General features: G+C 64.3%; 23 protein-coding genes. 13 read left to right on the top strand and 10 right to left on the bottom strand.

The window, feature by feature from the left end:
* The first annotated feature begins 29 nt into the window (after positions 1-29).
* Entirely contained in the window at positions 30-1127 is a 1098-nt protein-coding gene (gene rlmN, locus HMPREF3166_RS03420; RefSeq protein WP_035006049.1) for a dual-specificity RNA methyltransferase RlmN, read from the top strand.
* A gap of 71 nt (positions 1128-1198) precedes the next feature.
* Here the strand turns inward: rlmN and HMPREF3166_RS03415 are convergent, their stop codons facing one another.
* Positions 1199-1600: a DUF2631 domain-containing protein gene (locus HMPREF3166_RS03415; RefSeq protein WP_070487663.1), complete on the bottom strand. Its 402-nt coding sequence runs from the start codon at positions 1598-1600 to the stop codon at positions 1199-1201.
* A gap of 144 nt (positions 1601-1744) precedes the next feature.
* Here HMPREF3166_RS03415 and dxr point away from each other — a divergent pair, with 144 nt between their 5' ends.
* The 3 genes from dxr to ispG all read left to right on the top strand — a co-directional run bounded on the left by dxr (position 1745) and on the right by ispG (position 5416).
* Positions 1745-2935, top strand: coding sequence for a 1-deoxy-D-xylulose-5-phosphate reductoisomerase (gene dxr / locus HMPREF3166_RS03410; RefSeq protein ID WP_035006095.1), 1191 nt, complete (start codon positions 1745-1747; stop codon positions 2933-2935).
* Entirely contained in the window at positions 2920-4164 is a 1245-nt protein-coding gene (locus HMPREF3166_RS03405; RefSeq protein WP_070487660.1) for a M50 family metallopeptidase, read from the top strand. Before dxr ends, HMPREF3166_RS03405 begins: the two co-directional genes overlap by 16 nt.
* Positions 4165-4255: 91 nt before the next feature.
* Entirely contained in the window at positions 4256-5416 is a 1161-nt protein-coding gene (gene ispG / locus HMPREF3166_RS03400; protein ID WP_011273699.1) for a flavodoxin-dependent (E)-4-hydroxy-3-methylbut-2-enyl-diphosphate synthase, read from the top strand.
* On the opposite strand, the gene HMPREF3166_RS03395 is transcribed toward ispG, so the two are convergent.
* Both HMPREF3166_RS03395 and HMPREF3166_RS03390 read right to left on the bottom strand, forming a co-directional pair.
* On the bottom strand, positions 5409-6131 hold the full coding sequence (locus HMPREF3166_RS03395; RefSeq protein WP_049050455.1) for an ABC transporter ATP-binding protein: 723 nt from the start codon (positions 6129-6131) through the stop codon (positions 5409-5411). The genes ispG and HMPREF3166_RS03395 overlap by 8 nt on opposite strands.
* On the bottom strand, positions 6128-7009 hold the full coding sequence (locus HMPREF3166_RS03390; protein WP_049050456.1) for an FtsX-like permease family protein: 882 nt from the start codon (positions 7007-7009) through the stop codon (positions 6128-6130). The genes HMPREF3166_RS03395 and HMPREF3166_RS03390 overlap by 4 nt, the downstream gene beginning before the upstream one ends.
* 154 nt (positions 7010-7163) lie before the next feature.
* Here HMPREF3166_RS03390 and HMPREF3166_RS03385 point away from each other — a divergent pair, with 154 nt between their 5' ends.
* From HMPREF3166_RS03385 to HMPREF3166_RS03365, 5 genes are read left to right on the top strand one after another with little or no spacing between them, the layout of a single operon-like run.
* Positions 7164-8246, top strand: coding sequence for a sensor histidine kinase (locus tag HMPREF3166_RS03385; protein ID WP_083293807.1), 1083 nt, complete (start codon positions 7164-7166; stop codon positions 8244-8246).
* A gap of 9 nt (positions 8247-8255) precedes the next feature.
* Positions 8256-8906 carry a response regulator gene (locus HMPREF3166_RS03380; protein ID WP_070487658.1) on the top strand — a complete coding sequence of 217 codons (651 nt, stop codon included), beginning with the start codon at positions 8256-8258 and terminating at the stop codon, positions 8904-8906.
* 20 nt (positions 8907-8926) lie between these two features.
* Positions 8927-10807: a penicillin-binding transpeptidase domain-containing protein gene (locus HMPREF3166_RS03375; RefSeq protein ID WP_035006040.1), complete on the top strand. Its 1881-nt coding sequence runs from the start codon at positions 8927-8929 to the stop codon at positions 10805-10807.
* 11 nt (positions 10808-10818) lie between these two features.
* The gene (map, locus tag HMPREF3166_RS03370; RefSeq protein WP_035006037.1) at positions 10819-11688 is read left to right on the top strand and encodes a type I methionyl aminopeptidase; all 870 of its coding nucleotides are present in this window, start codon (positions 10819-10821) and stop codon (positions 11686-11688) included.
* A 25-nt stretch (positions 11689-11713) separates the two neighbouring features.
* Entirely contained in the window at positions 11714-12265 is a 552-nt protein-coding gene (locus HMPREF3166_RS03365; protein WP_035006035.1) for a carboxymuconolactone decarboxylase family protein, read from the top strand.
* On the opposite strand, the gene HMPREF3166_RS03360 is transcribed toward HMPREF3166_RS03365, so the two are convergent.
* Positions 12262-13413, bottom strand: a complete 1152-nt coding sequence (locus HMPREF3166_RS03360) for an HNH endonuclease signature motif containing protein (protein ID WP_070487656.1) — start codon at positions 13411-13413, stop codon at positions 12262-12264. The genes HMPREF3166_RS03365 and HMPREF3166_RS03360 overlap by 4 nt on opposite strands.
* 160 nt (positions 13414-13573) lie before the next feature.
* On the opposite strand from HMPREF3166_RS03360, the gene HMPREF3166_RS03355 reads away from it, so the two are divergent.
* Positions 13574-14209 (top strand): DUF5808 domain-containing protein, encoded by a 636-nt coding sequence (locus tag HMPREF3166_RS03355; protein ID WP_070487654.1) that lies wholly within the window; start codon positions 13574-13576, stop codon positions 14207-14209.
* Here the strand turns inward: HMPREF3166_RS03355 and HMPREF3166_RS03350 are convergent.
* Genes HMPREF3166_RS03350 through HMPREF3166_RS03340 form a run of 3 tightly spaced genes read right to left on the bottom strand, consistent with a single transcriptional unit; the run spans position 14201 to position 17465 of the window.
* A complete protein-coding gene (locus HMPREF3166_RS03350; RefSeq protein WP_070487652.1) occupies positions 14201-15040 on the bottom strand; it encodes an SDR family oxidoreductase in 840 nt (279 codons plus the stop codon). The two genes, HMPREF3166_RS03355 and HMPREF3166_RS03350, sit on opposite strands and share 9 nt — an antisense overlap.
* A gap of 18 nt (positions 15041-15058) precedes the next feature.
* The gene (gene mtr / locus HMPREF3166_RS03345; protein ID WP_070487650.1) at positions 15059-16447 is read right to left on the bottom strand and encodes a mycothione reductase; all 1389 of its coding nucleotides are present in this window, start codon (positions 16445-16447) and stop codon (positions 15059-15061) included.
* The gene (locus HMPREF3166_RS03340) at positions 16422-17465 is read right to left on the bottom strand and encodes an alpha/beta hydrolase (protein WP_070487648.1); all 1044 of its coding nucleotides are present in this window, start codon (positions 17463-17465) and stop codon (positions 16422-16424) included. Before HMPREF3166_RS03340 ends, mtr begins: the two co-directional genes overlap by 26 nt.
* Before the next feature lie 117 nt (positions 17466-17582).
* Here HMPREF3166_RS03340 and mqo point away from each other — a divergent pair, with 117 nt between their 5' ends.
* A complete protein-coding gene (gene mqo / locus HMPREF3166_RS03335) occupies positions 17583-19055 on the top strand; it encodes a malate dehydrogenase (quinone) (protein WP_080971965.1) in 1473 nt (490 codons plus the stop codon).
* Here mqo and HMPREF3166_RS03330 read toward each other — a convergent pair.
* Positions 19052-20422 carry a protein adenylyltransferase SelO family protein gene (locus HMPREF3166_RS03330; RefSeq protein ID WP_070487647.1) on the bottom strand — a complete coding sequence of 457 codons (1371 nt, stop codon included), beginning with the start codon at positions 20420-20422 and terminating at the stop codon, positions 19052-19054. The genes mqo and HMPREF3166_RS03330 overlap by 4 nt on opposite strands.
* Between HMPREF3166_RS03330 and cobA the strand changes: the two genes are divergently transcribed.
* Complete coding sequence (gene cobA / locus HMPREF3166_RS03325; RefSeq protein ID WP_083293800.1) at positions 20421-21152, top strand: uroporphyrinogen-III C-methyltransferase; 732 nt, start codon at positions 20421-20423, stop codon at positions 21150-21152. The genes HMPREF3166_RS03330 and cobA overlap by 2 nt on opposite strands.
* Here cobA and yaaA read toward each other — a convergent pair.
* Entirely contained in the window at positions 21149-21874 is a 726-nt protein-coding gene (yaaA, locus tag HMPREF3166_RS03320) for a peroxide stress protein YaaA (protein ID WP_049050467.1), read from the bottom strand. The genes cobA and yaaA overlap by 4 nt on opposite strands.
* Before the next feature lie 69 nt (positions 21875-21943).
* Between yaaA and HMPREF3166_RS03315 the strand changes: the two genes are divergently transcribed.
* Positions 21944-23734, top strand: a complete 1791-nt coding sequence (locus HMPREF3166_RS03315; protein WP_049050468.1) for a proline--tRNA ligase — start codon at positions 21944-21946, stop codon at positions 23732-23734.
* Here the strand turns inward: HMPREF3166_RS03315 and HMPREF3166_RS03310 are convergent.
* Positions 23700-24623 (bottom strand): twin-arginine translocation signal domain-containing protein, encoded by a 924-nt coding sequence (locus HMPREF3166_RS03310; RefSeq protein ID WP_246816914.1) that lies wholly within the window; start codon positions 24621-24623, stop codon positions 23700-23702. The genes HMPREF3166_RS03315 and HMPREF3166_RS03310 overlap by 35 nt on opposite strands.
* Between the last annotated feature and the right edge of the window lie 47 nt (positions 24624-24670).

Here is a 24670-nt window from a genome sequence, read left to right as displayed (position 1 = left end):
CCCCCGTTACGTGCAATAATGGGCGCATCATGGCTACACCAGTAAAACTTCAGTTCGCAGCACCCAAAAGGGGAATGCCGCCGGTACACATGGCGGATCTCGATGAGGAGACACTCAAGGAGCGTGTGCAGGAGCTCGGTCTGCCGAAGTTCCGGGCGGATCAGATTCGGCGTCAATACTACGGCCGTTTGCAGGGCGACCCGATGGAGATGACCGACCTGCCCGAGTCCAAGCGCGCGTCGGTAAAGGATGCTCTATTCCCCGAGCTGATGCACCCCATGCGCAACATGGAGGCCGACGATGGGGAGACGCGCAAGACGCTGTGGCGACTGCACGATGGCACGATGCTGGAGAGCGTGCTGATGCGCTACCCGGGGCGCGCCACGCTGTGCATTTCCTCCCAGGCTGGCTGCGGCATGGCCTGCCCGTTCTGCGCGACCGGCCAGGGCGGCCTGGACCGTAACCTCTCCGTCGGCGAGATGGTGGAGCAAGCCCGCGCGGCGGCCAGCACGATGCAGGAGGAGGGCGGTCGCCTGTCCAACATCGTGTTCATGGGAATGGGGGAGCCGCTGGCCAACTACAAGCGCGTGGTGGAGACCATCCGCAAGGTTTCCGCGCCCGCGCCGGATGGCTTCGGCATTTCCCAGCGCAACATCACCGTGTCGACGGTCGGCCTGGCCCCGGCGATCCGCAAGCTGGCGGACGAGGAGATGAAGGTTCGCCTGGCGGTTTCCCTGCACACTCCGGACGATGAGCTGCGCGACGAGCTCGTTCCCGTGAACAACCGCTGGTCGGTGGAGGAGGTGCTGGATGCCGCGCGCTATTACGCGGATACCTCCGGCCGCCGCGTTTCCATTGAGTACGCCCTGATTCGCGACATGAACGACCAGCCGTGGCGCGCGGACCTGCTGGGGAAGAAGCTACGCGGGGCGCTGGGCACGAAGGTGCACGTCAACCTGATTCCGCTGAACCCCACGCCAGGCTCCAAGTGGGATGCCTCCCCGAAGGACCGGCAGGACGAGTTCGTCCGCCGTGTGGAAGCCCAGGGCGTGCCCTGCACCGTGCGAGACACGAAGGGCCAGGAGATCGCCGCGGCCTGTGGCCAGCTGGCAGCAGAAGAGAAATAAAAACTGCGCAGGCTTTCAAACAGCCTGCGCAGTTAAAAAATTTTTTGGGGCTAAAAACTAGCTGGTCAGAGCTAGCGGTTCAGCGTAGCCGGGTCGATGTTCTGGCTACGCAGCTCATCGTCGCTCAGGTCGGCGTAAGCACCCGTCAGGTTCAGCTGGTCAGCGGACCAGACCGGCTCCACGTGACCTTCCGGCTTGTTGTGAGCGGTAACGGTCGTACGCTGCTTGAAGGTCGGGCGGGCCACCCACAGGCCAACGCCGAGGAAGACCACGACTGCCAACACGATCAGCCAGATGTTCTCAACGTTGCCCTTGTGGTTGCCGAAAAGCATGCCCAGCAAGAACAGGCCGCCGATGACACCGGCAGTAATGATTCCGCGACGCGGAAGCTCGCTCCAGCCCCAAGCCGCAGACGGAACGTCCGCAGTGGATACGCCGTTGTAAACTTCAGCTTCCTTAGAGTGGTGCGCCACCGTTTCCTCCTGAAAGTCAAAAAAATTTCTATCCCCGCTATTTTGACACATCGGGGCGAGAATGTCCCTATCCGCGCCCAGGCATGGGCTGGAAAACACCCAATTTAGGTGGGGAGACGGGGCGTCACCAAGAAAAGAAATAGAATAGACCGCGTGAAAACGCGAGTAGTAGTCTTAGGCAGCACCGGATCCATCGGCACCCAAGCGCTGGAGGTGATGGCGGATAACCCGGAGCGCTTCGAGCTGGTCGGCATTTCCGCGCACGGCTCTAAGCCGGAGGTGCTGGCGCAGCAGGTCCGCGACTTTGGACTGGATCTTGCGCGCGTGGCGGTGGCCTCCGAACACACGGCGGAGTGGCTGGACGGGGAGTTCGGCGCCCACTGCATCCGGGGCAAGGATTCCGCCCGCGAGCTGGTCGAGGCCATCGGTCCGGAGCTGGGGGAGGGCGACGTCATCCTGAACGCCCTGGTCGGTTCCCTGGGGCTCGACGCGACGCTGGCGACCCTGGGCACAAAGGCGAAGTTGGCGCTGGCGAACAAGGAATCCCTCGTCGCAGGCGGCCAGCTGGTGCTGAAGGCGGCGGACGAAGGGCAGCTGATCCCCGTGGATTCCGAGCACTCCGCGATGGCGCAATGCCTGCGCTCCGGGCGGGTGGACGAGGTCGACTCGCTGGTGCTCACCGCCTCGGGCGGCCCCTTCCGCGGCTACACGCGCGCCCAGCTGGAGGACGTCACCCCGCTGCAGGCCGCAAACCACCCGACCTGGTCGATGGGGCAGATGAATACCCTGAACTCCGCGACGATGGTCAACAAGGGACTCGAGCTGATCGAAGCCAGCCTGCTATTCGGCATCCCCGCCGAGAAGATCGACGTGACGGTCCACCCGCAGTCGATCGTCCACTCCATGGTCACCTTCATCGACGGGGCGACGATCGCCCAGGCCTCCCCGCCGTCGATGAAGCTGCCGATCTCCCTGGCTCTCGGGTGGCCCGACCGCATCGCGGATGCTCAGCCCAAGCTGGACTTTTCCCAGGCAACCGACTGGCACTTCGAGCCCTTGGACGACGAGGTCTTCCCGGCCGTAATCCTGGCACGCCAGGCGGTCACTGCCGGCGGGACGATGCCCGCGGTTTATAATGCTGCGAACGAGGAAGCGGCCGTCGAGTTCCTCAACGGCCGTCTGAGCTTCCCCCGCATTGTGGACACGGTTGCGGCAACCATGGAGACCTGCCAGCACCTGTCCGCCGAACCCAACGATTTGGAAGATGTGCTGGCGGCAGAGCGCGAAGCCCGAGCCAAGGCGCACGAAAGGATGGCCACGTGGCTTTCGGACTAGGGATCCTTCTCTTCGCCCTAGGCATCGCCCTATCCATCGCCCTGCACGAGGCAGGGCACCTGATTGCCGCCCGCATGTCCGGCATGCGTGTGCGGCGCTACTTCATTGGCTTCGGCCCGACGATCTTTAGCTTCCGCAAGGGCCACACCGAGTACGGGCTGAAGGGAGTGCCCCTCGGTGGCTTTTGCGACATCGCCGGCATGACGAAGCTGGACGAGATGACCGACGAGGAGCGCCCGTACGCCATGTACGACAAGCCGGCGCACCGGCGCATCTTCGTCATGCTCGGCGGCATCATCATGAATATTCTGCTGGCTCTCGGCATTCTCTACGGGGTGGCGCTGGCCTGGGGACTGCCGGACCGCAACGTGGTCTTTACTCCCACCGTCGAATCCACCCAGTGCGCCCCGGCGAAGCAGAACTCGGATGGCACGCTCGCCAAGTGTTCGGGCGACGGTCCCGCGGCGGAATCTGGCGTCCAGACCGGCGATACATTCCTCTCCGTCAACGGCGAAGAGACAGAAGACTTCCGGGAGTTCACCAAGGCCATCGCCGCCGAAGCCGAGCGCGCCGCCGACGACGGCAAGCAGGTCGGCGACCGCATCACGGTCCCCGCGGTCGTCGACCGCAACGGGCAGCACAAGAACCTCGACCTGCAGATCGAACTGGTCGAGCGCCTAAACACCGCCGGCAACACCATGACCTCCGGCGCCGTCGGCATCCGCGCCAAGCGCCCGGATCTCGTGATCAACCAGTACAACCCCGCCAGCGCGGTGGGCGGCACGCTGTCCTTCACCGGCGGCATGGTCAACGACACCTTCCACGGCCTGATCGCCCTGCCGCAGCGCGTGCCGGGCGTGGTCGAGTCCATCTTCGGCGGCAACCGCGAGGACGATTCCCCGATGAGCGTGGTCGGCGCCTCCCGCGTCGGCGGCGAGCTGGTGCAGTACCAGCAGTGGATGAGCTTCCTCATGACCTTGGCTAGCCTGAACCTCTTCCTGGCCGCCTTCAACCTGGTGCCGCTGCCACCGCTGGACGGCGGGCACATCGCCGTGGTGATCTACGAAAAGATCCGCGATTTCTTCCGCCGCCTGCGCGGCAAGCAGCCCGGCGGCCCCGCCGACTACACGAAGCTAATGCCGCTCACGTACGCGGCCACGGCGGTGCTGCTGGTGTTCGGCATCATCGTGATCGTCGCCGATGTGGTTAACCCGATCCGTATTTTCTAGTTAGTTGACGCCCACCTCTGCGCCCGCCGAACGGCGCGTAGAATTGGTGGGAGTTTGAACGGCATTCACGACTGAAAGGTTGTCTTCGTACATGTCTGGTATTTCCCTGGGTATCCCCGACGGTCCGCCTCCGGTGCTGGCTCCGCGGCGCAAGACCCGCCAACTGATGGTCGGCGGGGTAGGGGTCGGTAGTGACCACCCGATTTCGGTGCAGTCGATGACCACCACGAAGACGCACGATGTTAATGCGACTCTGCAGCAGATCGCCCAGCTGACCGCCTCCGGCTGCGACATCGTGCGCGTGGCCTGCCCGAAGACGGTGGATGCCGAAGCCCTGCCCGCGATCGCCGCGAAGTCCCCGATCCCGGTGATCGCGGACATTCACTTCCAGCCGAAGTACATCTTCAGCGCCATCGACGCCGGCTGCGCGGCGGTGCGCGTGAACCCCGGCAACATCAAGGAGTTCGACGGCCGAGTCAAGGAAGTTGCGAAGGCCGCCGGGGATGCGGGCATTCCGATCCGTATTGGCGTCAATGCCGGTTCACTGGATAAGCGCATCATGGAGAAGTATGGGAAGGCCACGCCCGAGGCGCTGGTTGAATCCGCGCTGTGGGAGGCCAGCCTGTTCGAGGAGCACGGCTACGGCGACATCGCCATCTCTGTGAAGCACAATGACCCGGTCGTGATGGTGGAGGCCTACCGCCAGCTCGCCGCCCAGTCGGATTACCCGCTGCACTTGGGTGTCACGGAGGCCGGCCCGGCCTTCCAGGGCACCATCAAGTCCTCCGTGGCTTTCGGAGCCCTGCTGGCCGAGGGCATCGGCGACACGATCCGTGTGTCCCTGTCCGCCGATCCGGTGGAGGAGATCAAGGTCGGCGACCAGATCCTGCAGTCGCTGAACCTGCGCCCGCGCAAGCTCGAGATCGTGTCTTGCCCCTCCTGCGGTCGCGCGCAGGTGGATGTGTACAAGCTGGCCGACGAGGTCACCGCGGGCCTGGAGGGCATGGAGTTCCCGCTGCGCGTGGCCGTCATGGGTTGTGTGGTGAATGGCCCAGGCGAGGCGCGCGATGCCGACCTGGGCGTGGCCTCCGGCAACGGTAAGGGCCAGATTTTCGTCAAGGGCGAGGTTATCAAGACCGTGCCGGAAGATCAGATTGTGGAAACCCTCATCGAGGAAGCTATGCGCATCGCCGAGGAGGAGGGGCTCGAGGCCGTCGAGGGCCAGAAGGCCGAGGTGCGGGTGACTAAGTAGTCGCCATCTCTACCTCGCTGGCCTTGCCGTCGACTAGCTCGATGCGGCGGTCCAGTGTGGCCAGCTGCTCCTGGTCGTGGGAGACGTACAGCACCGGCGTATTGCGCTCGCGCGCCAGGTCCACGATCAGCTCGGTTACTCGCTGCGCGTTGGCGGTATCCAGCGCCGCGGTCGGCTCGTCCACCAGCAGCAGCGCCGGGTCGTTCATCAGGGCGCGCGCCAGGTTCACGCGCGCCTGCTGGCCGCCAGAGAGCTCGGAGACCTTCGCATTTTCTCGCCCTTCCAGCCCCACTTCCTTGAGCAGGCGCTCGGCCTTCTCTTCTTGTTGACGCCACGCCTTGCCGCTGATGCCGAATGGCTTATCCAGGCGGCTCATCACCATGAGCTGCTCCTTGGCCGTCAGTGCCGGCAGCAGGTTCGGCTGCTGGAACACGATGCCCAGGTGGCGGCGGCGAATCTCCGCGGCCTGGCGGCCGGAGACGGTGCCGAGCTCCAGGGTGTCCGCGCCGTGCAGGGTGGCGGAGCCGGAGGTGGCGGTTTCCAGGCAGCCGATGATGGACAGCAGGGTGGACTTACCGGAACCGGAGGGGCCGGTGATGCCGACGACCTCGCCGGGGTCCACGTTGAAGCTGACGTCCGTCAGCAGGTTGCGCTTGGTGGTTCCGTCGGTGATCTCGAGGGAAATGTTCTTTACTTCGAGTGCTGGGAAAATCATGAGTTCATTGCCTTTCGCGGATCGACCTTCATTACGGGGATGATGGACAGGCCGGCGCCGAGCAGGCCTGCGGCCAACAGGATGGCGGCCGGGACGAGGGTGGTGTTGGCGGCGACCTCCATGGGGATGCCTTCCATGAATCCGCCGACGCCGACGGTGAGCAGTGTGCCCGCGGCAATGCCAACGAAGAGCACGACCAGAGCCTGCCCGACCGCGTCGCTCAAGATGCTCGAGCGCGTGCCGCCGAGTGCCACGGTGATGGCCACGCCGCGCAGGCGCTGCATCGTCCACACGGTGAAGAACGCTCCCAGCACCAGAGCGGAGATTACGTAGAGGAGGACGATCATGAGGTTCAGGGAGGACTGCTCGCCCTTGTAGGAGGCACTGGCATCCAGGGCGTTCTTGCCCTTCAGCATGACTGCGCCGTCTATCGGTTTGGCTTCCTCGGCAACCACGCCGAAGGTGGAGGCTCCGGGCAGGTTCTCCACCTCGCCGGTGCTCATCCAGTGGATGGGCTGGTGCTCGAGGTAGAGGTCCTCGCTGGGCTTCTGGCCGTTGTCGGACATTGCGATGAAGGCCTGACCCTCCTCATCCTTCGAGCGGGCCATCGTGACGACCTCTCCGCCACGGCTCTTGACCTCGCTGACTTGGGCGTCAGTAAGAGAACCAGTACTCAAGTTCACAGTGCCGCCGGTATCGTTCAGCACGAGTTGGCGATCGCTTCCGACCTTGTGCTCCAAGGCGGAGGCGGACTGGTAGCTCAGGCCTGCCGACAGGGAGCTCAGGAGCGTGACCATTGCGGTGATGAGCAGGACGGTGGTGATGATGAGCGCCGTCTTGCCACGGGATACGCGCAGCTCGCGGATCCCTTGAAACATGAATCCCCGGACCGGGGTTAACGACTTATTACTTAGCATGGTTCTTATTCTTCGCGCGTTATAGAAGGAACACATCGGGCTAAGGAGTAGTCTTTGCCTCATACTTTTGGTGGAGGCGGGCAGCACCTTTCGGCCACTAGACTTGGGAGCGATCATGATGCACAAAGCCAAGTCGAACAAAGTCGTTGCGCTGAACCGCGCCTGGGCTTACCTGGGTCTGGGGCTCCACCTGCTGATGGCCCTGCTGATGGCCGTGACCGTCATCAGGGACGGCTGGTCCTGGAACGCGGTGGCCCTGTGCTTCATCTACGTCATGGGCCTGTGGCTGCGCCCCACCTGGTTGTGGCTGACGTTGGTCATCGCCACCTGGGCGTGCCTGTTGCTGGTCGCTCCGAGCGCCGTTTTCATGGCATTCGCGCTGTTCTTCCTGTGCGTCGGCGTGTTGCCCCTGTGGCCGGCGATCGTGTGTAACGCGGTGGTGACCATCCTGTCGGTCTATCAGGGTGGAGAGGCACTGGGCCCCACCGTCGCCGCCGTGGTCGCCACCGTCGTCGGCGTGGGCTTTAAGGAGCTGCGCGACGAAGCTAGTGCTCGCGAGGCAGCCAGCCGCCACGCAGGCGAGATGGGTGAGCGCACGCGCCTGGCCGGGGAGATCCACGACACCATCGCGCAAGGGCTAAGCTCCATCCACATGATCCTGCAGGCCGTAGAAAAGCGGGTGGAGGACCCGGAGGTTCTGGAGGACCTGCGCCTTGCCCGCACCACCGCCGAGGACAATCTGGCCGAAACCCGGCGCATTATCGCCGCCCTGCAGCCCGGCCCGTTGGTCGGCGGCGACCTGCCAATAGCCCTGGCGCGCGTGAGTTCCGGCACCCCACTGGGCGAGGCCTTGAGCTTCGAGGTCGAGGGCGAGCCCTATGACCTGGACGAAAAGGTGGAGCAGGAGCTCACCCGCATCGCGCAGTCCCTTGTCTCCAACGTGGTGAAGCACTCGGAAGCCACGCGCGCCCGGGTCACCTTGACCTACCAGAGCGACCTTCTCAGCCTCGACGTCGTGGATAACGGTCGGGGCATGGATGAAGAGTTAGTGAGCAAGATCGCCGCAGACAAGATGAGCCTTTCGCCGGTCGGCCTGGCGGGCGTGCGGCGCCGCGCCAACCTAATCGGCGCGACCATGCACGTGGAAAGCTCGCCGGGCGCCGGCTGTGGTGTATCCATCCAGGTGCCGATTCGTTAGGAGTTAGAAGTGCTAGACCAGCTACGTGTCCTGATCTGCGACGATCACCCCGTGGTTCGCGCCGGGATCGAGGCGATGCTGCGCGGAACGGGGGACGTGGAGATCGTGGCCTCCGTGGGCGACCCCGACCGCGCCGTCGCCATCTGTGCCGAGGAGCAGCCCGACGTGGTGCTCATGGATCTGCGCTTCGGGGAAGGCCCCGGCAACGAGGGGGTCGAATCCGGGGGAGTGCGCGCCACCCGCGCGATCCGCAAGCGCAAGCCCGCCCCGCAGGTGCTGATCCTGACGAACTATTCCACCGACAGCGACGTCCTCGGCGCCATCTCCGCCGGCGCGGTGGGCTACCTGCTTAAGGACTGCGCCCCCGACGAGTTGGCCGAGGGCATCCGCCAGGCCGCCCGCGGGCAGACGGTGATGAACAAGAACATCATGGGCAAGCTCCGCGGCCGGCTGGCCAATCCCTTCGAGTCGCTGACCAATCGCGAGCAGGAGGTCCTTGTGCTCGCCAGCCAAGGCAAGTCCAACCGGGCAATCGCGAAGGACCTCATCCTCACCGAGGCGACCGTGAAGTCCCACATGGCACACGTTTTCTCCAAGCTGAATGTGAAAAACAGAACAGCTGCCGTCGCCGTGGCGAGGGAACGCGGAATCATCGATTAATCCTGTTACTCTCTGTGCCTATGCGCACCACCTCTTGGACCCCTCGCCGGAGCATCACCGCGGCCGTCACGACGGCTGGCCTGGTGCTGGGCGCTGCGGCTTGTACGCCGAAACCCGATGTTGCTGATGACGCCGCCCAGGCCTTCCTCGCCGCCCTTTCCAACCCGGGTGAAGCCTCGCAGGCCGGAGGGGAGACCGATAACCCTGACAAGGCAACCCAGGCCATCGAGAAGGCGTGGCAGTCTCTGCAGGCCGAGGGCCTGCATACGGAACTGAAGAACGTCAATACTCAGGACAATCAGGCCACCGCGCAGTATTCGATGCGCTGGGACCTGCCGGGCGACCGCGAGTTTTCCTATGACTCGTCGATGAACCTCACCCGCACCGGGGATGACTGGTCCGTGCGCTGGCAGCCCGCCGTGCTACACCCGGAGCTGGGCGCCAACCAGCACCTGGAGCTGCGCAGCGTTCCCGCCACCGTCGCCAACGTGGTGGGCTCCGATGGCGCGGTGCTGCTGGAGCCAGGTACCCAGTATCGCGTCCTCGTCGATCCGAACAAGGTTTCCAGCGTCCAGGGGACCATGCGGCGCATCGCCGGCGAGCTGGATGCGCTACGGGGCGGCGATAAGTCCGTGCCCCGCATCGACCCGGTGGAGAAGGCCAAGGAGGCCACCGATGTGGACGGGGAGTACTCCGTACTGACCGTCAACCAGGCCCAGGGCAAGCGCCTGCAGGGCGCCCTCGGCAACGTCGAAGGCGTACGCCTGAATGAGGAACCCGCCCTTGTGCGCCCCGACCCCTCCTTCGCCCCCGACATCATGGCGCGCGTCAGGGGAGTCGTGGAGAAGGACCTGCAGGGCGAGGCTGGCTGGAAGGTCGTCGCCGCCACCAGCGAGGGCAACGAGGTGGCCAAGGTTGGCGGCGAGGATCCGAAGTCTTCCCCAAGTGTGCGCGTATCCCTGTCCCGCAAGGTCCAGGAGGCCGCCCAGAAGGCTGTGGATACCCGAGCCGACGCCAAGACGATGATGGTGGTCATGCGCCCCTCGACCGGCGAAGTGCTGGCGGTCGCCCAGTCTGAGAAGGCCGACGAGGACGGCAACGTTGCCCTGATGGGCCAGTATCCGCCGGGCTCGACGTTCAAGATGCTCACCGCATATGCCGGCCTGCAGAAGCAGGGGCTTAGCCCGGATTCAATCGTCGGCTGCCCCGGCACGCAGGACATCGGCGGGCGCATCGTCACCAATTACAACGGCTTCTCGCTGGGCAACACCCCGTTGGAGAATGCCTTCGCCAAGTCGTGCAACACCACCTTCGCGGACATCTCCACCAAGCTGAAGCCGGGCGAACTGAAGGACATCTCCGCACAGTTCGGCCTGGGCGCCGACTATGACATCGAGGGGCTGGAGACCATCACCGGCGCCGTACCCGAGGGCGAGACGATGCTCGACCGCACCGAGGCCGGCTATGGCCAGGGCCTCGACCTCGCCAGCCCCTTCGGCATGGCTCTGGTCGCTTCCGCCGTGGCAGCCGGCAAGGCGCCCACCCCGTACCTCATCGCCGGCGAGAACCACAACACCGAAGCCAAGAACGACGAGGCCAAGAAGGACGCCAAGAAGAAGCTGGACCCGAAGGCCATCCAAGAACTTCGCCGCATGATGCGCGCCGTGGTCACCAACGGCTCTGGCTCCGGAGTGGCCGGCGCCGGCGAGGTCTATGCCAAGACCGGTGAAGCCGAGATCAACGAGGGGTCCCACAGCTGGCTCGCCGGATACCGCGGCGACCTGGCCTTTGCCACCCTCATTGTCCTTGGCGGCGGCTCCGAGCACGCTACTTCCGTGACCGCCGACTTCTTCAAGAACCTGGATGGCCCAGACGCGGAGGCGGAAGGGCGTCAAGAGTAAGATAGGGAGCCATGACTCGAGCACCATTGACCCCCGGTAACCCCACGCCCATCCGCTCCGTCCCGGCCCACATCGAAAGGCCGGAGTACGCCTGGAAGGACAGTGTGCAGGAGAACGTGGGCGAGCCGTGGGTGCAGACTCCCGAGACCATCGAGAAGATGCGCGAAGCCAGCCGCATCGCCGCCGATGCCCTGCAGGCCGCCGGCGCCGCCGTCGCCCCCGGCGTGACTACCGATGAGGTCGACCGCGTGGCGCACGAGTACATGTGCGACCACGGCGCTTACCCCTCCACGCTTGGCTACCGGCACTTCCCGAAGTCCAGCTGCGTAAGCCTCAACGAGATCATCTGCCACGGCATCCCCGACAGCACCGTGATTCAGGACGGCGACATCGTCAACATCGACATCACCGCCTACAAGAACGGCGTGCACGGCGACACCAACGCGACCTTCCTGGCTGGCGACGTCTCCGAGGAGCACCGCCTGCTGGTCGAGCGCACCGAGAAGGCGATGTGGCGCGGCATCAAGGCCGTGAAGCCCGGTCGGCAGATCAACGTCATCGGCCGCGTGATCGAAAGCTACGCCAAGCGCTTCGGCTACAACGTGGTGGAGGACTTCACCGGCCACGGCGTTGGTCCGACCTTCCACAATGGCCTAGTTGTGCTGCACTACGACCGTCCGACCATGTACACCGACCTGCTGGAACCGGGTATGACCCTGACCATCGAGCCGATGATCAACCTCGGCGGCCTCGACTACGAGGTCTGGGATGACGACTGGACCGTCCAAACCAAGGACCGCCAGTGGACCGCGCAGTTCGAGCACACCCTGGTCGTTACCGAAGACGGCTACGAGGTTCTGACAATTCCCAGCGAGGACTAGCTCGACCGACTAACCTCCCAAAAGTATGGGAGACAAAACTACACCGCTGGGCCCCGGCCCCGCTCAACGTTCTGAACACCTGCGCCGCCTCGGCCCGTTCGGCGCCTTCGCCACGCGCGTGGGCGCCCGCGTGACCAAAAAGAAGAACCTCGGAGTGTTCGCCACCATCGGGCGCGCCCCGCGCCTGTTCTTCTTTTGGCTGCTTTACGGCGGCTCGATGATGCCCTTCGGCTACCTCTCGCGCGTCGAAACCGAAATGATCATCCTGCGCGTCGCCTATCTGCGCGGCAGCGCCTACGAAGCCGACCAGCACCGTGCCCTCGCGGCAAAGGTTGGGGTCAAGGATATTGACGCCCTATTCCAGCCCGACCACGGCCGCACCGGTCGCCACGGCACCTTGCTGGACGCCGCCGAGCAGCTCGTCCGCGACCGTGGGCTTTCCGCCGACATGGCTCAGCGGCTGCGGGATCTGCTGAGCGAACGCGAGCAGGTCGCGTTCGTCATGTTGGTCACCAACTACGACGGCCTGGCCACAGCGTTGGACGTCATGGGAGTCCCAGTAGACGAGCCGCGTTAGGCAACCCTCCTGCGATTCGCCGCGCGCTGGGCGAAGGTTTCCCGCCCCAGCGGCCCGTTGGGTGCCGTCATGACGGTGTGCCCGTCGCCGTGGCTGGTCCAGGTCTCGTTGCCGTTCGGGTGGATGGTGACGTCCCAGGAGCCAGTCGTCTTCGCATTGTGGTGCTTGGCGCAAAGGCAGTGGAGATTTGACGTGGCCGTAGGCCCTCCTGCCTGCGGATTTTCATGGTCGTAGCGCTGCACGTGATCCAACTGGCACTTGTGCGCGGGCACCGAGCAGCCAGGGAAGCGGCACGTCCCGTCGCGGCCTTCCACGCCAGCGCGCACCAGGGGTGTAGGGGAGTAGCCCTCGTTGCTCGCGGCTCCCGGGATCTGGACGTGCGTCACCCGTTTCATCCACTCCGGCGTGGCCAGCGAGCTGAGCCAGCCCCCTGCAGCCCAGATCTGCGAGTCCGGTTCGTCCACACTGCGGTACAGGTTCAGCGTTACCTCCGCCGTGGTCTGCCTGCGCACGAGCTGCATCAGCGCCTCGGCGCGGGAGCAGGAATTGCTCTTGGCCACACTGTTGACCGCTTTGAGCATCTCGAGCCCCTCGAGCTTAGGTAGCGTCAAGAAGAAAACAGTGGTGGTATCGGGCCGATCGTCGATGTCGAGGCGTGCGGAAGAACCCGTATCCGCATCCTTCGGCTCCTCCGGCAGCGCTTGTGGATCGTGCTTGCGAATCACTTGCTCAATCCGGCTGCGGATGGTTGCTCTGGCCAGCATGGCCTGGTTCGGGACGGTCGGGGAGATGGCCTTAAAAATTTTTTCCTCGAAGATTTCGGGGACGTCTTCTTTGACGGGGCTGAGGCATTCGGCCATCCATCGGGGCAGGTCAAGCGAGTAAGCGCCGGTGCGGGCCAGCTCGAGGATGCTAGGGAAGCGGCGGAACATGTGGCCGATCTCGACTAGCGTGAGCGCGCGGTACTCCGTTAGCCCCAGGCGCACGGCCAGGCGGGTGGATACGTCGATGACGCAATCGTTCATCTCGGGCGTGCAGGCCACGGCGAGGTTCACGTGCCCGCGGTTAACTTCGCACGCGGCTGCGCTTAGTGGATCGTTCGGGTCGGTGATGCGCCAGCAGGGTGTGGTGGTGGAATGCTCGAACATGGTCTTTCCCCTTATTGCCTGTTCGGAGGTGGTTTTGTGGTGTAGCCAAAAAATTTTTCCCGGCTTGTGCGTGCAGTATATAAACCGCTTCGGACAACCCCCTTGCACAGAAGTAGAATTAATCGAACACCTGGCACCAGAAAAATTTTGAGGAACACCGATGAGAACAGCAAACCGCACGTGGGCGCTCATTTGGGCGGCGCTGGCGCTGCTTAGCCTGGCGGCCGGGTACGTGGCCGCGCGGTGGGAGGACATTCCGGAGCGCTTCGCGACCCACTTTGGTACTCGCTTCGAGCCGGACAGCTGGAGTGACAAGTCTGTGGGGTCGGTATTCCTACCGACGATATTTGGTGCGGTATTGGTGCTGTCTTTCGTGCTGATAGCTGCGGCGATACTGCGTTGGAAGCCCTCGCATGGTTACACGGCGATGTGGCTAGCCGTGATGAACCTTACGCTGGCCATCATGTTCGCCAGCCTGCAGGTCGTGACCGTACTGCACACGAACTGGGTAGCTCCAGTCATGGTCGGTTCGCTGGTGCTGGTGCTAGGGTCTAGCCTCGCGATGGTTGTGGCGTTGGCGAGGAAGCAGAACAACACCACGAGCCCGAGCACGGACAACGACGAGCACTACAAGTGGGGCATGTTCTACTACAACCCGGAGGATCCGGCCGTGCTGGTCGACAGGCGCTTCGGGGTCGGCATGGACTTCAACTATGCCCACTGGCAGGGCAAGGTGTTCGGCATCTTTGTCGTTCTGGTGCTACTCGGCTCTATCTCGTTGCCCTTTTTACTTTGACGCCCATCGGAACCCAGCGTTAAGCGCCTTCATCACGCCCTTGTAGGCCCACGGGGCGTTGACTTGCGCCCACCGGGCAACAGGGATGTCCCCGCTGGTGTTGATGAGGTACTTGCCCTTATCCACGCCCTTCAAAATTTTTTGAGCCGCCTTGGCGGGGCTTACGGCGTGGCCCTGGAACAGCGAAGTTGCCTTCTGGATGCGCTTCTTGGAGCGATCCACGCCGTGGATGTCGATGGTGCGAACCAGGGGAGTGTCCACCGCTCCCGGGGCGACGGCGTGCACGTCCACGCCGAAGGGTGCCAGGTCGAAGCGCAGCACCTCGCACATGCCCAGCACGCCACCCTTGGAGGCGGAATAGGCCGCGTGCCACGGCAGGCCGATGATGCCCGCGGCGGACGAGACGAACACCAGCTTCCGGCGGTCGCGGCGGCGCCGGCGCACAGGCTGGTCCTCCATCATCTTGGGCGCGAAGGCCTCCACCATGTGCACGGAACCCATCAGGTTCACATCGATCACGCGCTGCCACTTTTCGTGGGGCATCTGGCGCACGTCACCCCAGATGGCGATGCCGGCCACGTGGTGTACCTGGTCCGGGGCGCCGTGGGTAGCGACCACGTCGTCTGCCCAGGCTTTCACTGCTTCCACGTCGGTTACGTCCACGGTGCGTTGGTCGGCGACGGTACCTCCGCGGGAGGTGATGTCTTTGGCAGTAGCGGCCAGGCCTTCCGCGTCGCGGTCGCTGACGGCCACTGCATAGCCACGTTCGGCCAGTTGCAGTGCCACCTCCCGGCCGATACCTGAGGCTGCTCCGGTGACTACTGCAAACATGGCGAGAAAGCTCCTTTGTTAGTTTTCGAAATCTAACCCAAGTAGGGCGTTCTCGACCAATTCTGTCAGAGCGGGGTGGGGCCAATACTGTTTTTCGGCGAAATCGCGGGCATTAATTCCGAAAGTCATGGCGGTGACGAAGCACTGGATCAAAGAGCTAGCCTCCGGCCCGATGATGTGCGCGCCGAGGATCTCGCCGGTGCTGCGGTCGGCGATGACCTTGCAGAACCCGGTGGTGTCTTCCATCGCCCAACCGTAGGCCACGTCGCCGTACTTCTGGATCTTGACGGTGAGGGGGCGGCCGGTCTCGCGCGCCTCCTGCTCGGTCATGCCCACCACGCCGATCTGCGGGTGCGTGAACACTCCGCTGGGGACCACGTCGTGGTTGAACTTTCGCAGGCCATCGGGGTGAGCCAGGTTGTGCGCCACCACTCGCGCCTCGGCGTTGGCGACGTGCTTGAGCTCGAAGTCGTTGCACGCATCACCCAGCGCCCACACGCCGTCGGCGCTGGTGCGGCCGTATTCGTCGACCTCGATTAGGCCGTCTTCTCGGGTTTTGACGCCACCCGCTTCGCAGTCCAACGTGTCCGAATTGTTGACGCGCCCCATCGCAACGAGGACCTCCTCGCCGGTGACGGTAGTTCCGTCATCAAGGGTGAGGGTGATCTGGCCATTGTCGGCTTCCTCGGCGGCGGTGATGGTGCGCCCCAAGTGGTTCGTCCACTGCTGCTTGGCCTGAGTGGTGAAGGCTTCGGAGATGTCGGCGTCCAACTTCCGCAACAGCTTCTCCGAGCGATTGATGAGCGTAACCTGCGTGCCGAGGCCAGAGAACATGGCGGCGAACTCCACGGCGACGATGCCACCGCCGACGACGATGAGGGACTTCGGCAGTTCATCCAGGCGCATGATGTCCTCGTTGGTGCGGTAGCGCACGTCGGCGAGGGCGGGGTGAATGCGCGGGCGGCCGCCGGTGGCGAGCACGATGTTGGCGCCGGTGATGGTGGGGCCGTCGTCGATCTGCAGCGTGCGGGGGCCAACGAAGCGGGCGGTGCCTTCGAAGAGGGTGATGTTCGGGGTTTCGTCTCCCGCGCGGTAGGCAGCGCCGCTTTGACTGATGGGATCGATACGGTCGGCGAAGACGCGGCGCTGGATGTCCTTCCAGTCGACGTGCTGGAGCTCGCCAGTGAGGCTCAGGCGGGAGGCTTCGGAGAAACTGCGGGCAACGTCGGCGGTGTGGACGAACATCTTGGTCGGGATGCAGCCCACGTTGATGCAGGTGCCACCGAAAGTGCCCTTCTCCACGATGGCGATCTTCTGGTGCTCGTTGGCGGGGCTGGGCAGGGAGTTGCCGGAGCCGGTGCCGACAATGATGAGGTCGAAATCAGGCACGGTGAACCTTCCTTTCATTGAAGACGTCGCTAAGCCACTCGTCGGTGGCGGCGAAAGCCTTAGCACGAACTTTGGGGCGGGAGAGGAACACGTCGTGCAGCGCGCCTTCGATCACGATGGTGGTGGACAGGGAAGAAGCGTTGGAGGCCTGCTGCCACATCTGGCTCGGCATGAGGATGAGGTCGGCGTTGTAGGACTCGTGGGACAGCTTCTTGGAGAAGTGATGGGTGTGGCTGGTCAACAGTAGCGTGGGCACGCCCGTGTCACCCTTACCGGAGTGGAGGCGGCGGATCTCCCGGGCCACGCCCAGGAGCCACTGCAGATACTTCGGGCGGGGCTCCAGGGGCTTGAGGCGCAGGTTGTAATTCCACTCGCCGGCCTCGGTGACGTGCAGGGACCGGCCGTAGGTTGGGTTGATCCCGCCGGGTAGCAGCATGTTGGGCCGCAGCTTGTGGACGACCGGCAGCACGCTGTTGATAACGAAGCGAACGGCCGGGTTGAACTGCAGGCCAAACCACGGCGAATTCAAAACGATGGCGGCGATGGAACTGTGGAGGGGGGAACCGGCGTCAAAAAGGCGATGAGCCCACATCGTGACGTCCAACCCGCCGGTCGAGTGCCCAACAGGAACGACCGCGGCGTGGGCGGCGGCGAGGAGGGACGTGGCGGTGGAGAGATCGACGTCGTAGAGGGACTGATCGCTGACGTGATGCCAGGTTTGCCCCTCGCGCCAGGAGCGACCGCACTTGCGCAGATCCAGGCCGTAGACGGCAAAGCCGGAGTCGTGAAAATGGCGGGCTACATGGTCCTGAAAGAAATAGTCCGTCATTCCATGGACAAAAAGCATGGCGGGGCGAGAGAAAAAGGAATCGTCGGGCGTATCCGGACAGTAACGCACCAGGGTGCAACGAATGGGGGACTCGCCATCCGGGTCGTCGCCCAGCTCGAGGAAGCATTGGCCGAAGCCTTCGCCCAGCTCATCGGGCAAAAACTTGAGATCGGCGGCGGAGGTAGGGAGTGCGGGGCTATTAGGCATGTACTCATGCTAGCGCCACGAACAGGCAAAGAACATTGAAACATTGGCCTATAGGCGTAGAGTAAATATGACACAATAACGGTCTGACTTTTTCGCCTTTGAAGGAATGAATAGATAGTGGCACATAAAGATTCTGTGGACGTTGCACTAATTGGCGCTGGTGTAATCTCCACCACCCTGTCCGTCATGCTGAAGCAGCTGCAGCCGGACTGGAGCCAGGTGATCATCGAGCGTCTGGACACCCCTGGTGCGGAATCCTCCGACCCGTGGAACAACGCTGGTACCGGCCACTCCGCGCTGTGCGAGCTGAACTACACCCCCGAGGTCAACGGCAAGATCGACATCTCCAAGGCCGTCGGTGTGAACGAGAAGTTCCAGGTCTCCCGCCAGTTCTGGAGCTACCTGGTCGAGCAGAATGTGCTGGGCGACCCGTCCGAGTTCATCAACAAGGTTCCGCACGTCTCCTTCGCACAGGGTATGGACCAGGTGGACTACCTGAAGGCCCGCTACGAGGCGCTGAAGGACCACCCGCTGTTCCCGAACATGCAGTACAGCGACTCCGACGAGAAGTTCGCCGAGTTCCTGCCGCTGATGGCCCGTGGCCGTGACTTCAACAACCCGGTTGCGATCTCTTGGTTCGACGAGGGCACCGACATCAACTACGGTGCGCTGACCCGCCAGTACCTGGACGCCGTCACCGCTCAGGGTGTCGAGGTTCGCTACGGCAACGAGGTCAAGAACATCAACCGCGACGGTTCCAAGTGGAAGATCACCACCAAGAACCTGCACACCGGTGACACCTCCGTTATCACCGCGAACTTCGTCTTCGTCGGTGCCGGCGGCATGGCTCTGCCGCTGCTGCAGAAGTCCGGCATCCCGGAGATCAAGGGCTACGGCGGTTTCCCGGTTTCCGGCCAGTGGCTGCGCTGCACCAACCCGGAGCTGGTGGAGCAGCACCAGGCCAAGGTCTACGGTAAGGCTTCCGTTGGCGCTCCGCCGATGTCCGTTCCGCACCTGGACACCCGTGTGATCGACGGCAAGAAGGGCCTGCTGTTCGGTCCGTACGCCGGCTGGACTCCGAAGTTCCTGAAGAAGGGCAGCTACCTGGATCTGTTTAAGTCCCTGCGCGTGGGCAACCTCCCGTCCTACCTGGGCGTGGGCGTGCAGGAGATGGGCCTGACCAAGTACCTGATCGAGGAGGTACTGAAGGACCAGGCAGCCCGCGTGGAATCTCTGCGCGAGTACATGCCGGAGGCACGTGCCGAGGATTGGGAGCTGGTCACCGCCGGCCAGCGCGTGCAGGTTATCAAGCCGATCGGCGCGCCGAAGTTCGGCTCCCTGGAGTTCGGCACCGCGCTGATTAACTCCAACGACGGCACCATCGCCGGCCTGATGGGTGCTTCCCCGGGTGCGTCCATTGCACCGTCCGCAATGCTCGAGGTTCTGGAGCGCTGCTTCGGCAACCGCATCGCCGACTGGGCTCCGAAGCTGAAGGAAATGATTCCTTCCTACGGCACTCGCCTGGCTAAGGATGCCAACCTGTTCAACGAGCAGTGGGATCGTTCCCAGAAGGCCCTAAAGCTGGTCTAAGTACCGCAGTAGGTCGTGAACTCGGCTTCCTCGCGCGGCACCGCCGCATGGAGGCCGAGTTTTTCGTATTTGTCGTTCCATTCGAAGGGGCTACGTAGCGCCTCGAGCGCCAGTAGGTAGCGGCTGAGGTCACCCGCCTCGGCCTGCTCTAGCGCGGCCTGCATGCCGTGGTTGCGGGGCAGGTAGATGGGATTGCGCGGGTGGGGGTCCTGGGCCGTCCAATGTTCGGTCCACTCGGCGGCACCCGGAGTGTTCTCTAGACCCTGGGGGATCTCGCCCGGGTTCAGGTTGGCCAGGAGAGCACCGTAGTCGGGAGCCGCTACCTGCAGCAGGTCAAGCAACTGTTCGGCGCAGTCCGGGGCTCCGAGAGCGGCCGCCATCTGCTCGTCCCACGCCGCGGCGTACTGCGGCTGGAAGCGCTGCAAGCGCTCTGTAAGATTTTTGCCGCCCTCATCTACCAGCGGCACGAGCGCCTCAGCCAGGCGCGCGAGGTTCCACATCATGACGGCGGGCTGCTGGGCGTATGCGTAGCGGCCACGGGTATCGATCGAGCTGTACACCGTGTCGGTGGCGAAGTAATCCATGAACGCGCACGGGCCGAAGTCGATGGTCTCCCCGGAAATTGCGATGTTGTCGGTGTTCATCACCCCGTGGATAAAGCCGAAGCGCATCCAGCTGGCGACGAGTTCGGCTTGGCGGGAAACGGTGGCGTCAAAAAGATCGAGCGGCGACGTGCCTTGGGGGAAGTGGCGAGCGAGGATGTAGTCGACGAGGCGTTCGGTGACCTGCGGGCCCATGAGCGCGGCGTATTGGAAGGTGCCGATGCGGATGTGGGAGCTGGCGACGCGCACCCCGACCGCGCCCGGGTGGAGGCGGTTGCGCCGCACGGTGTGGCCGGTGGAGAGGACAGCCAGCGAGCGGGCGGTAGGGACGCCCAGGGCGTGGAGGGACTCGGCGAAGGCATACTCCTTGAGGGCGGCATCGAGGGGATAGTGGCCGTCGCCTCCGCGGGAGAAGGGGGTGCGGCCGGTGCCCTTGGCGTGGATGTCCCAGACTTTGCCCTGGGGATCCGTGTGCTCAGACAGTAGGAGGGCGCGGCCATCGCCCATGCGCGGGTTGAACTGCCCGAACTGGTGGCCGGCGTAGCCGAGTGCATGGCCGCCGTTCTGGCCGGTGAGGAAGGCCATGCCCTCGGGGCTGCGGAGCCACTGCGGATCCAGGCCCAGCTCGGCGGCGAGGGGCTCGTTGAGCACGAGGATCTGCGGGTCGGGGAATACCTCCCCGGTGCAGGGGAGGGCGAGTTCCGGGAATTGCTCGGCAAACGTATTCATGGTGTTGCCCATTGTAGGGGTAGGCTGAATTGCCATGAGTGACACAGGGAAAGTGGTGCTGATCGGCGGCGGGCCTGGGGCATGGGACCTGATTACAGTGCGCGGGATGCGCGCGCTGCAGGCAGCCGACGTGATCCTGACCGATCACCTGGGCCCCACCAGCGAGCTGGACAAGCTGTGCGACGTGGAGGCCAAGGAGGTCATCGACGTGGCGAAACTGCCGTACTCCAGGCAGGTCAGCCAGGAAAAGACCAACGAGCTGCTGGTGGAGCACGCACGGGCGGGCAAGACCGTCGCCCGGCTTAAGGGCGGGGACCCGTTCGTGTTCGGGCGTGGCTTCGAGGAGGTGCAGGCGTGCGCTGCGGCGGGCGTGGCTTGCGAGGTAATCCCCGGCGTGACCAGTGCCGTGAGCGTGCCCGCGGCCATCGGCGTGCCCGTGACCCAGCGGGGAGTGGTGCATGCCTTCACCGTCGTCTCCGGCCACGTGGCGCCGGAAAACCCGAGCAGCCTGGTGGACTGGCGTGCGCTGGCGGCCTCTGGAGCCACGCTGTGCGTGATCATGGGCGTGCGGAACGTGGCCGCGATTGCCGCGGAGTTGCAGGCCGGGGGATTGGCCGCAGATACGCCGGCCGCTGTGATCCAGGAGGGCACCACCGACCAGCAGCGTGGGTTCCGCTGCACACTGGGTACGCTGGCCGAAACTTTCGAAGCCAACGAGGTCGGCTCGCCGGCGGTGTACGTGATCGGTGAGGTCGCGGGCCTCTAGACGACGAGGGTGAGCTCCGTGGAGTCTTGCTCCACGGTGAAGCCGGCGGCGCGGGCGATGTCGGCAACCTCCGTGGCGGTGGTGCCGCTGGGATCCTGAGCCAGCGCGCGAGCGAGCAGGCCCTTGTAGTGCTTGTTGAAGTGGCTGACGACCTTGCGGCTGCCATCGGGTTGCACGGATTCCACCCGCACAGTCACCGCAGTCTTCAGCTTGCCAAGCTGCTGGTAGGCCCCGGAACGTAAGTCCACCACCAGGCCGTGTTCTTGCTCAGCGCGCTGCAGCGCCTCGGTGATAGCAGAACCCCAGCGCTTCTTCATGGTGGTGCCGGGGGTGAGCTTAGTACTACCCGAAAGCCGGTAGTGGGGGATCGGATCCCCGCCCATGACCAGGCCATACAGTGCTGAGCCGATGGCTAGGTGGGGCGTGGTGGCGTCAGAAAGAGAAGACACATCGAGCGCATCGTAGAGCACGCCCGTGTAACGGCGCAGGGCCGGCATCGTCGGGGCGGTGCGCAGCACCTGATTGGCCTCGACCTCGCCGCGCAGTTTCTCGGAAAGGCCCAGGACCTGCATGGCGGCCTCCGGATCTTCGGTGCACAGAGCGACCAGATCGCGGGTGAGCTTCTCGCGGATGGGGTCGAGTTCCGGGAAGTGTAACGGCTCCCCGGCGGGCAGCGAGCCACCGGGAGCCTTGGTTTCGGACGGGGGAAGCACGATCAGCATTCCCACAGACTAGCTAAAACCCCTACCGAACGACACAAGTCAAAGGGTGAAAAGGTAAAGTCATGACTCATGATTACTCGGATGTCACAACTATTCTTGCGCACCCTGCGTGACGACCCCGCAGACGCAGAGGTGCCCAGCCACAAGCTGCTGGTACGCGCGGGATACATCCGCCGCGTTGCCCCCGGCGTGTACTCGTGGCTGCCGCTCGGCCTGCGGGTGCTTCGCAACGTCGAAGAGGTCGTACGCGAGGAGATGAACGCCATCGGCGCGCAGGAGATTTCCTTCCCCGCGCTGCTGCCGCGTGAGCCCTACGAGACGACCGGCCGCTGGGTCGAGTACGGTGATGCGCTGTTCCGCCTGAAGGATCGCAAGAACGCGGACTACCTGCTGGGGCCGACGCACGAGGAGATGTTCACCTCGGTCGTGAAGTCCGAGTACAACTCCTACAAGGACTTCCCCGTGATCCTGTACCAGGTGCAGACGAAGTACCGCGACGAGGAACGCCCGCGCGCCGGCATCCTGCGCGGCCGCGAGTTCATCATGAAGGATTCCTACTCCTTCAACATGGACGATGAGGGGCTGGAGGAGTCCTACCAGCTGCACCGCAAGGCCTACCAGAACATCTTCGACCGCCTGGGCATCAAGTACGCGATCTGCTCTGCGACCTCTGGCGCTATGGGCGGCTCGGCATCCGAGGAGTTCCTGGCTGTGGCCGACACCGGCGAGGACACCTTCGTGCGCTCCACCGAGAGCGACTACGCCGCGAACGTCGAGGCGGTAGTGACGCAGGTCCCGCCGGCTCAGCCGATCGAGGGCCAGCCGGAGGCCAAGGAGTACGAGACCCCGGACAGCGAGACCATCGAGGCGTTGGTGGACTGGGCCAACGACGAAGGCATCACCATCGACGGCCGTGCCGTGGAGGCTGCGGACACGCTGAAGTGCATCGTGATCAAGGTCAACGACCCGACGCTGGACGAAGAGGGCAAGCCACGCGGCGAGTCCCTGGCCGGCGTGCTGGTGCCGGGCAACCGCGAGGTAGACATGAAGCGCCTCGAGGCGGCCATGGAGCCCGCGCAGGTGGAGCTGGCCGAAGAGGCGGACTTCAAGAAGCACCCCTTCCTGGTCAAGGGGTACGTGGGGCCGAAGGGGCTGGCTGCAAACGGTGTTCGCCTGCTGGCCGACCCGCGTGTGGTGGAGGGAACCTCTTGGATCGCCGGTGCGGACGCTAAGAACCGCCACGTCGTGGGCCTGGTCGCAGGGCGCGACTTCACCCCGGACGGCTTCGTGGAGGCCGCCGAGGTGCTCGAGGGCGACCCGTCCCCGGACGGCAAGGGCACCCTGACGCTGGCTCGTGGCATCGAGATTGGCCACATCTTCCAGCTGGGTCGCAAGTACACCGAGGCCTTCGACGTGAAGATTCTGGACGAATCCGGTAAGCGTTCCGTGCCGACGATGGGCTCCTACGGCGTGGGCGTGTCCCGCCTGGTGGGTGTGATCGCCGAGCAGATGCTAGACGATTCCGGACTGCGCTGGCCGGCGTCCGTCGCGCCCTTCGACGTGCACGTGGTGATCGCCAACAAGGACGCCGCCGCAGGCGAGGCCGCCGTGGAACTGGTGGAAACCCTATCCAACGATGGCCTGGAAGTTCTCTTCGACGACCGTCCGAAGGTTTCCCCGGGCGTGAAGTTCAAGGATTCCGAGCTGCTGGGTATGCCTCTGGTGGTTGTTGTTGGCCGCGGGTTCGCCGACGGCAAGGTGGAACTGCGCAATCGCCTGACCGGCGAGACCTACGAGGTCGACTACACCGACGCGCTGCCGGAGGCTAAGCGGGCTCTCCGCGGAGAGGCACGTCCTTAGGGTCCTTGCCCTGGAGCCGCTCGAGGGCAGCTTCGCCGCAGGCGGTGGTCTTTAGCCAGTCGGCGGCGTAGGCGACTGCCTTCTCGTTGACGGCCAGCTCCGTGATACGGCGAAGCTGGGTGCTAATGGGCAGCACGGTGGGGTGGAAGTACTCCACAGCATCCGACTTCCCATCGGCCTCGCCCTGCGTGTATCCGGGTTCGGGGGCGGGGATCTCCGCGCCCAGCTCTTCCAGGATGTCATCCGTGAGGTCGCGTAGCACGCGCAGCTGATCGGCCAAGGATTGGATCTGCGAACGGGTCTTGTCCTCTGGGCTCTTGGCCAGCGCGACGCCCGAGGCGTAGATCGCGCCGTAAGTTAGCGTCAGCAAGGAACGAAACTCCGCTGCCACATCGACATCCGGGTTAGAAAAGCCCTCGACGACCTCAGTGCTGACCTCGGTGGGGTGGTTAGGACGCTCGTTGTCGCCGGCGGCCTTGTAGGCGGCGAATAGCCCGGCGATGAGGGAGGCCTGTGCGCCCAGCTCGCTTGTGAGGGCGCGATCGTAGGCCTTTTCCAGGGAAACAGCTTTCCTGGGTGCGTTCTTGGTCTCGGAAATTTTTTCTTGGCAGCCCTGGGGCGCGTTGCCCTCGCTATCAGTGCCGCATTGGCGCAGGGCTTCCTCCGTGACCAGGTCGTACTGCATGCCGAGGAATCCGGACCACTTCTTCGCCCGCTTGGCCTGAAAATTTTTCTGAGCACTGCGCAGCGCCGTGGCGAGGTCGATGAGCTGCTCGTTTGCTTGTGGCTCCTCGCCGAACTCGCAGGCGGAGATCGCCAGGCCGGCGCCTAGAAGCGTGCTGGCTCCCAGGAAGCGGCGGCGGGTGAGGGAAGGGCGAGAGCTGGTCATATTCATCAAGACTAGGAGTCTACTAGAAGCCAGCTGCTGCTAGACTG

Source organism: Corynebacterium sp. HMSC08A12, from assembly GCF_001807485.1.
Classification (GTDB): domain Bacteria; phylum Actinomycetota; class Actinomycetes; order Mycobacteriales; family Mycobacteriaceae; genus Corynebacterium; species Corynebacterium evansiae.
Note: the sequence above shows the minus strand (reverse complement) of the source record. Positions and strands in the feature narration are given on the sequence as shown.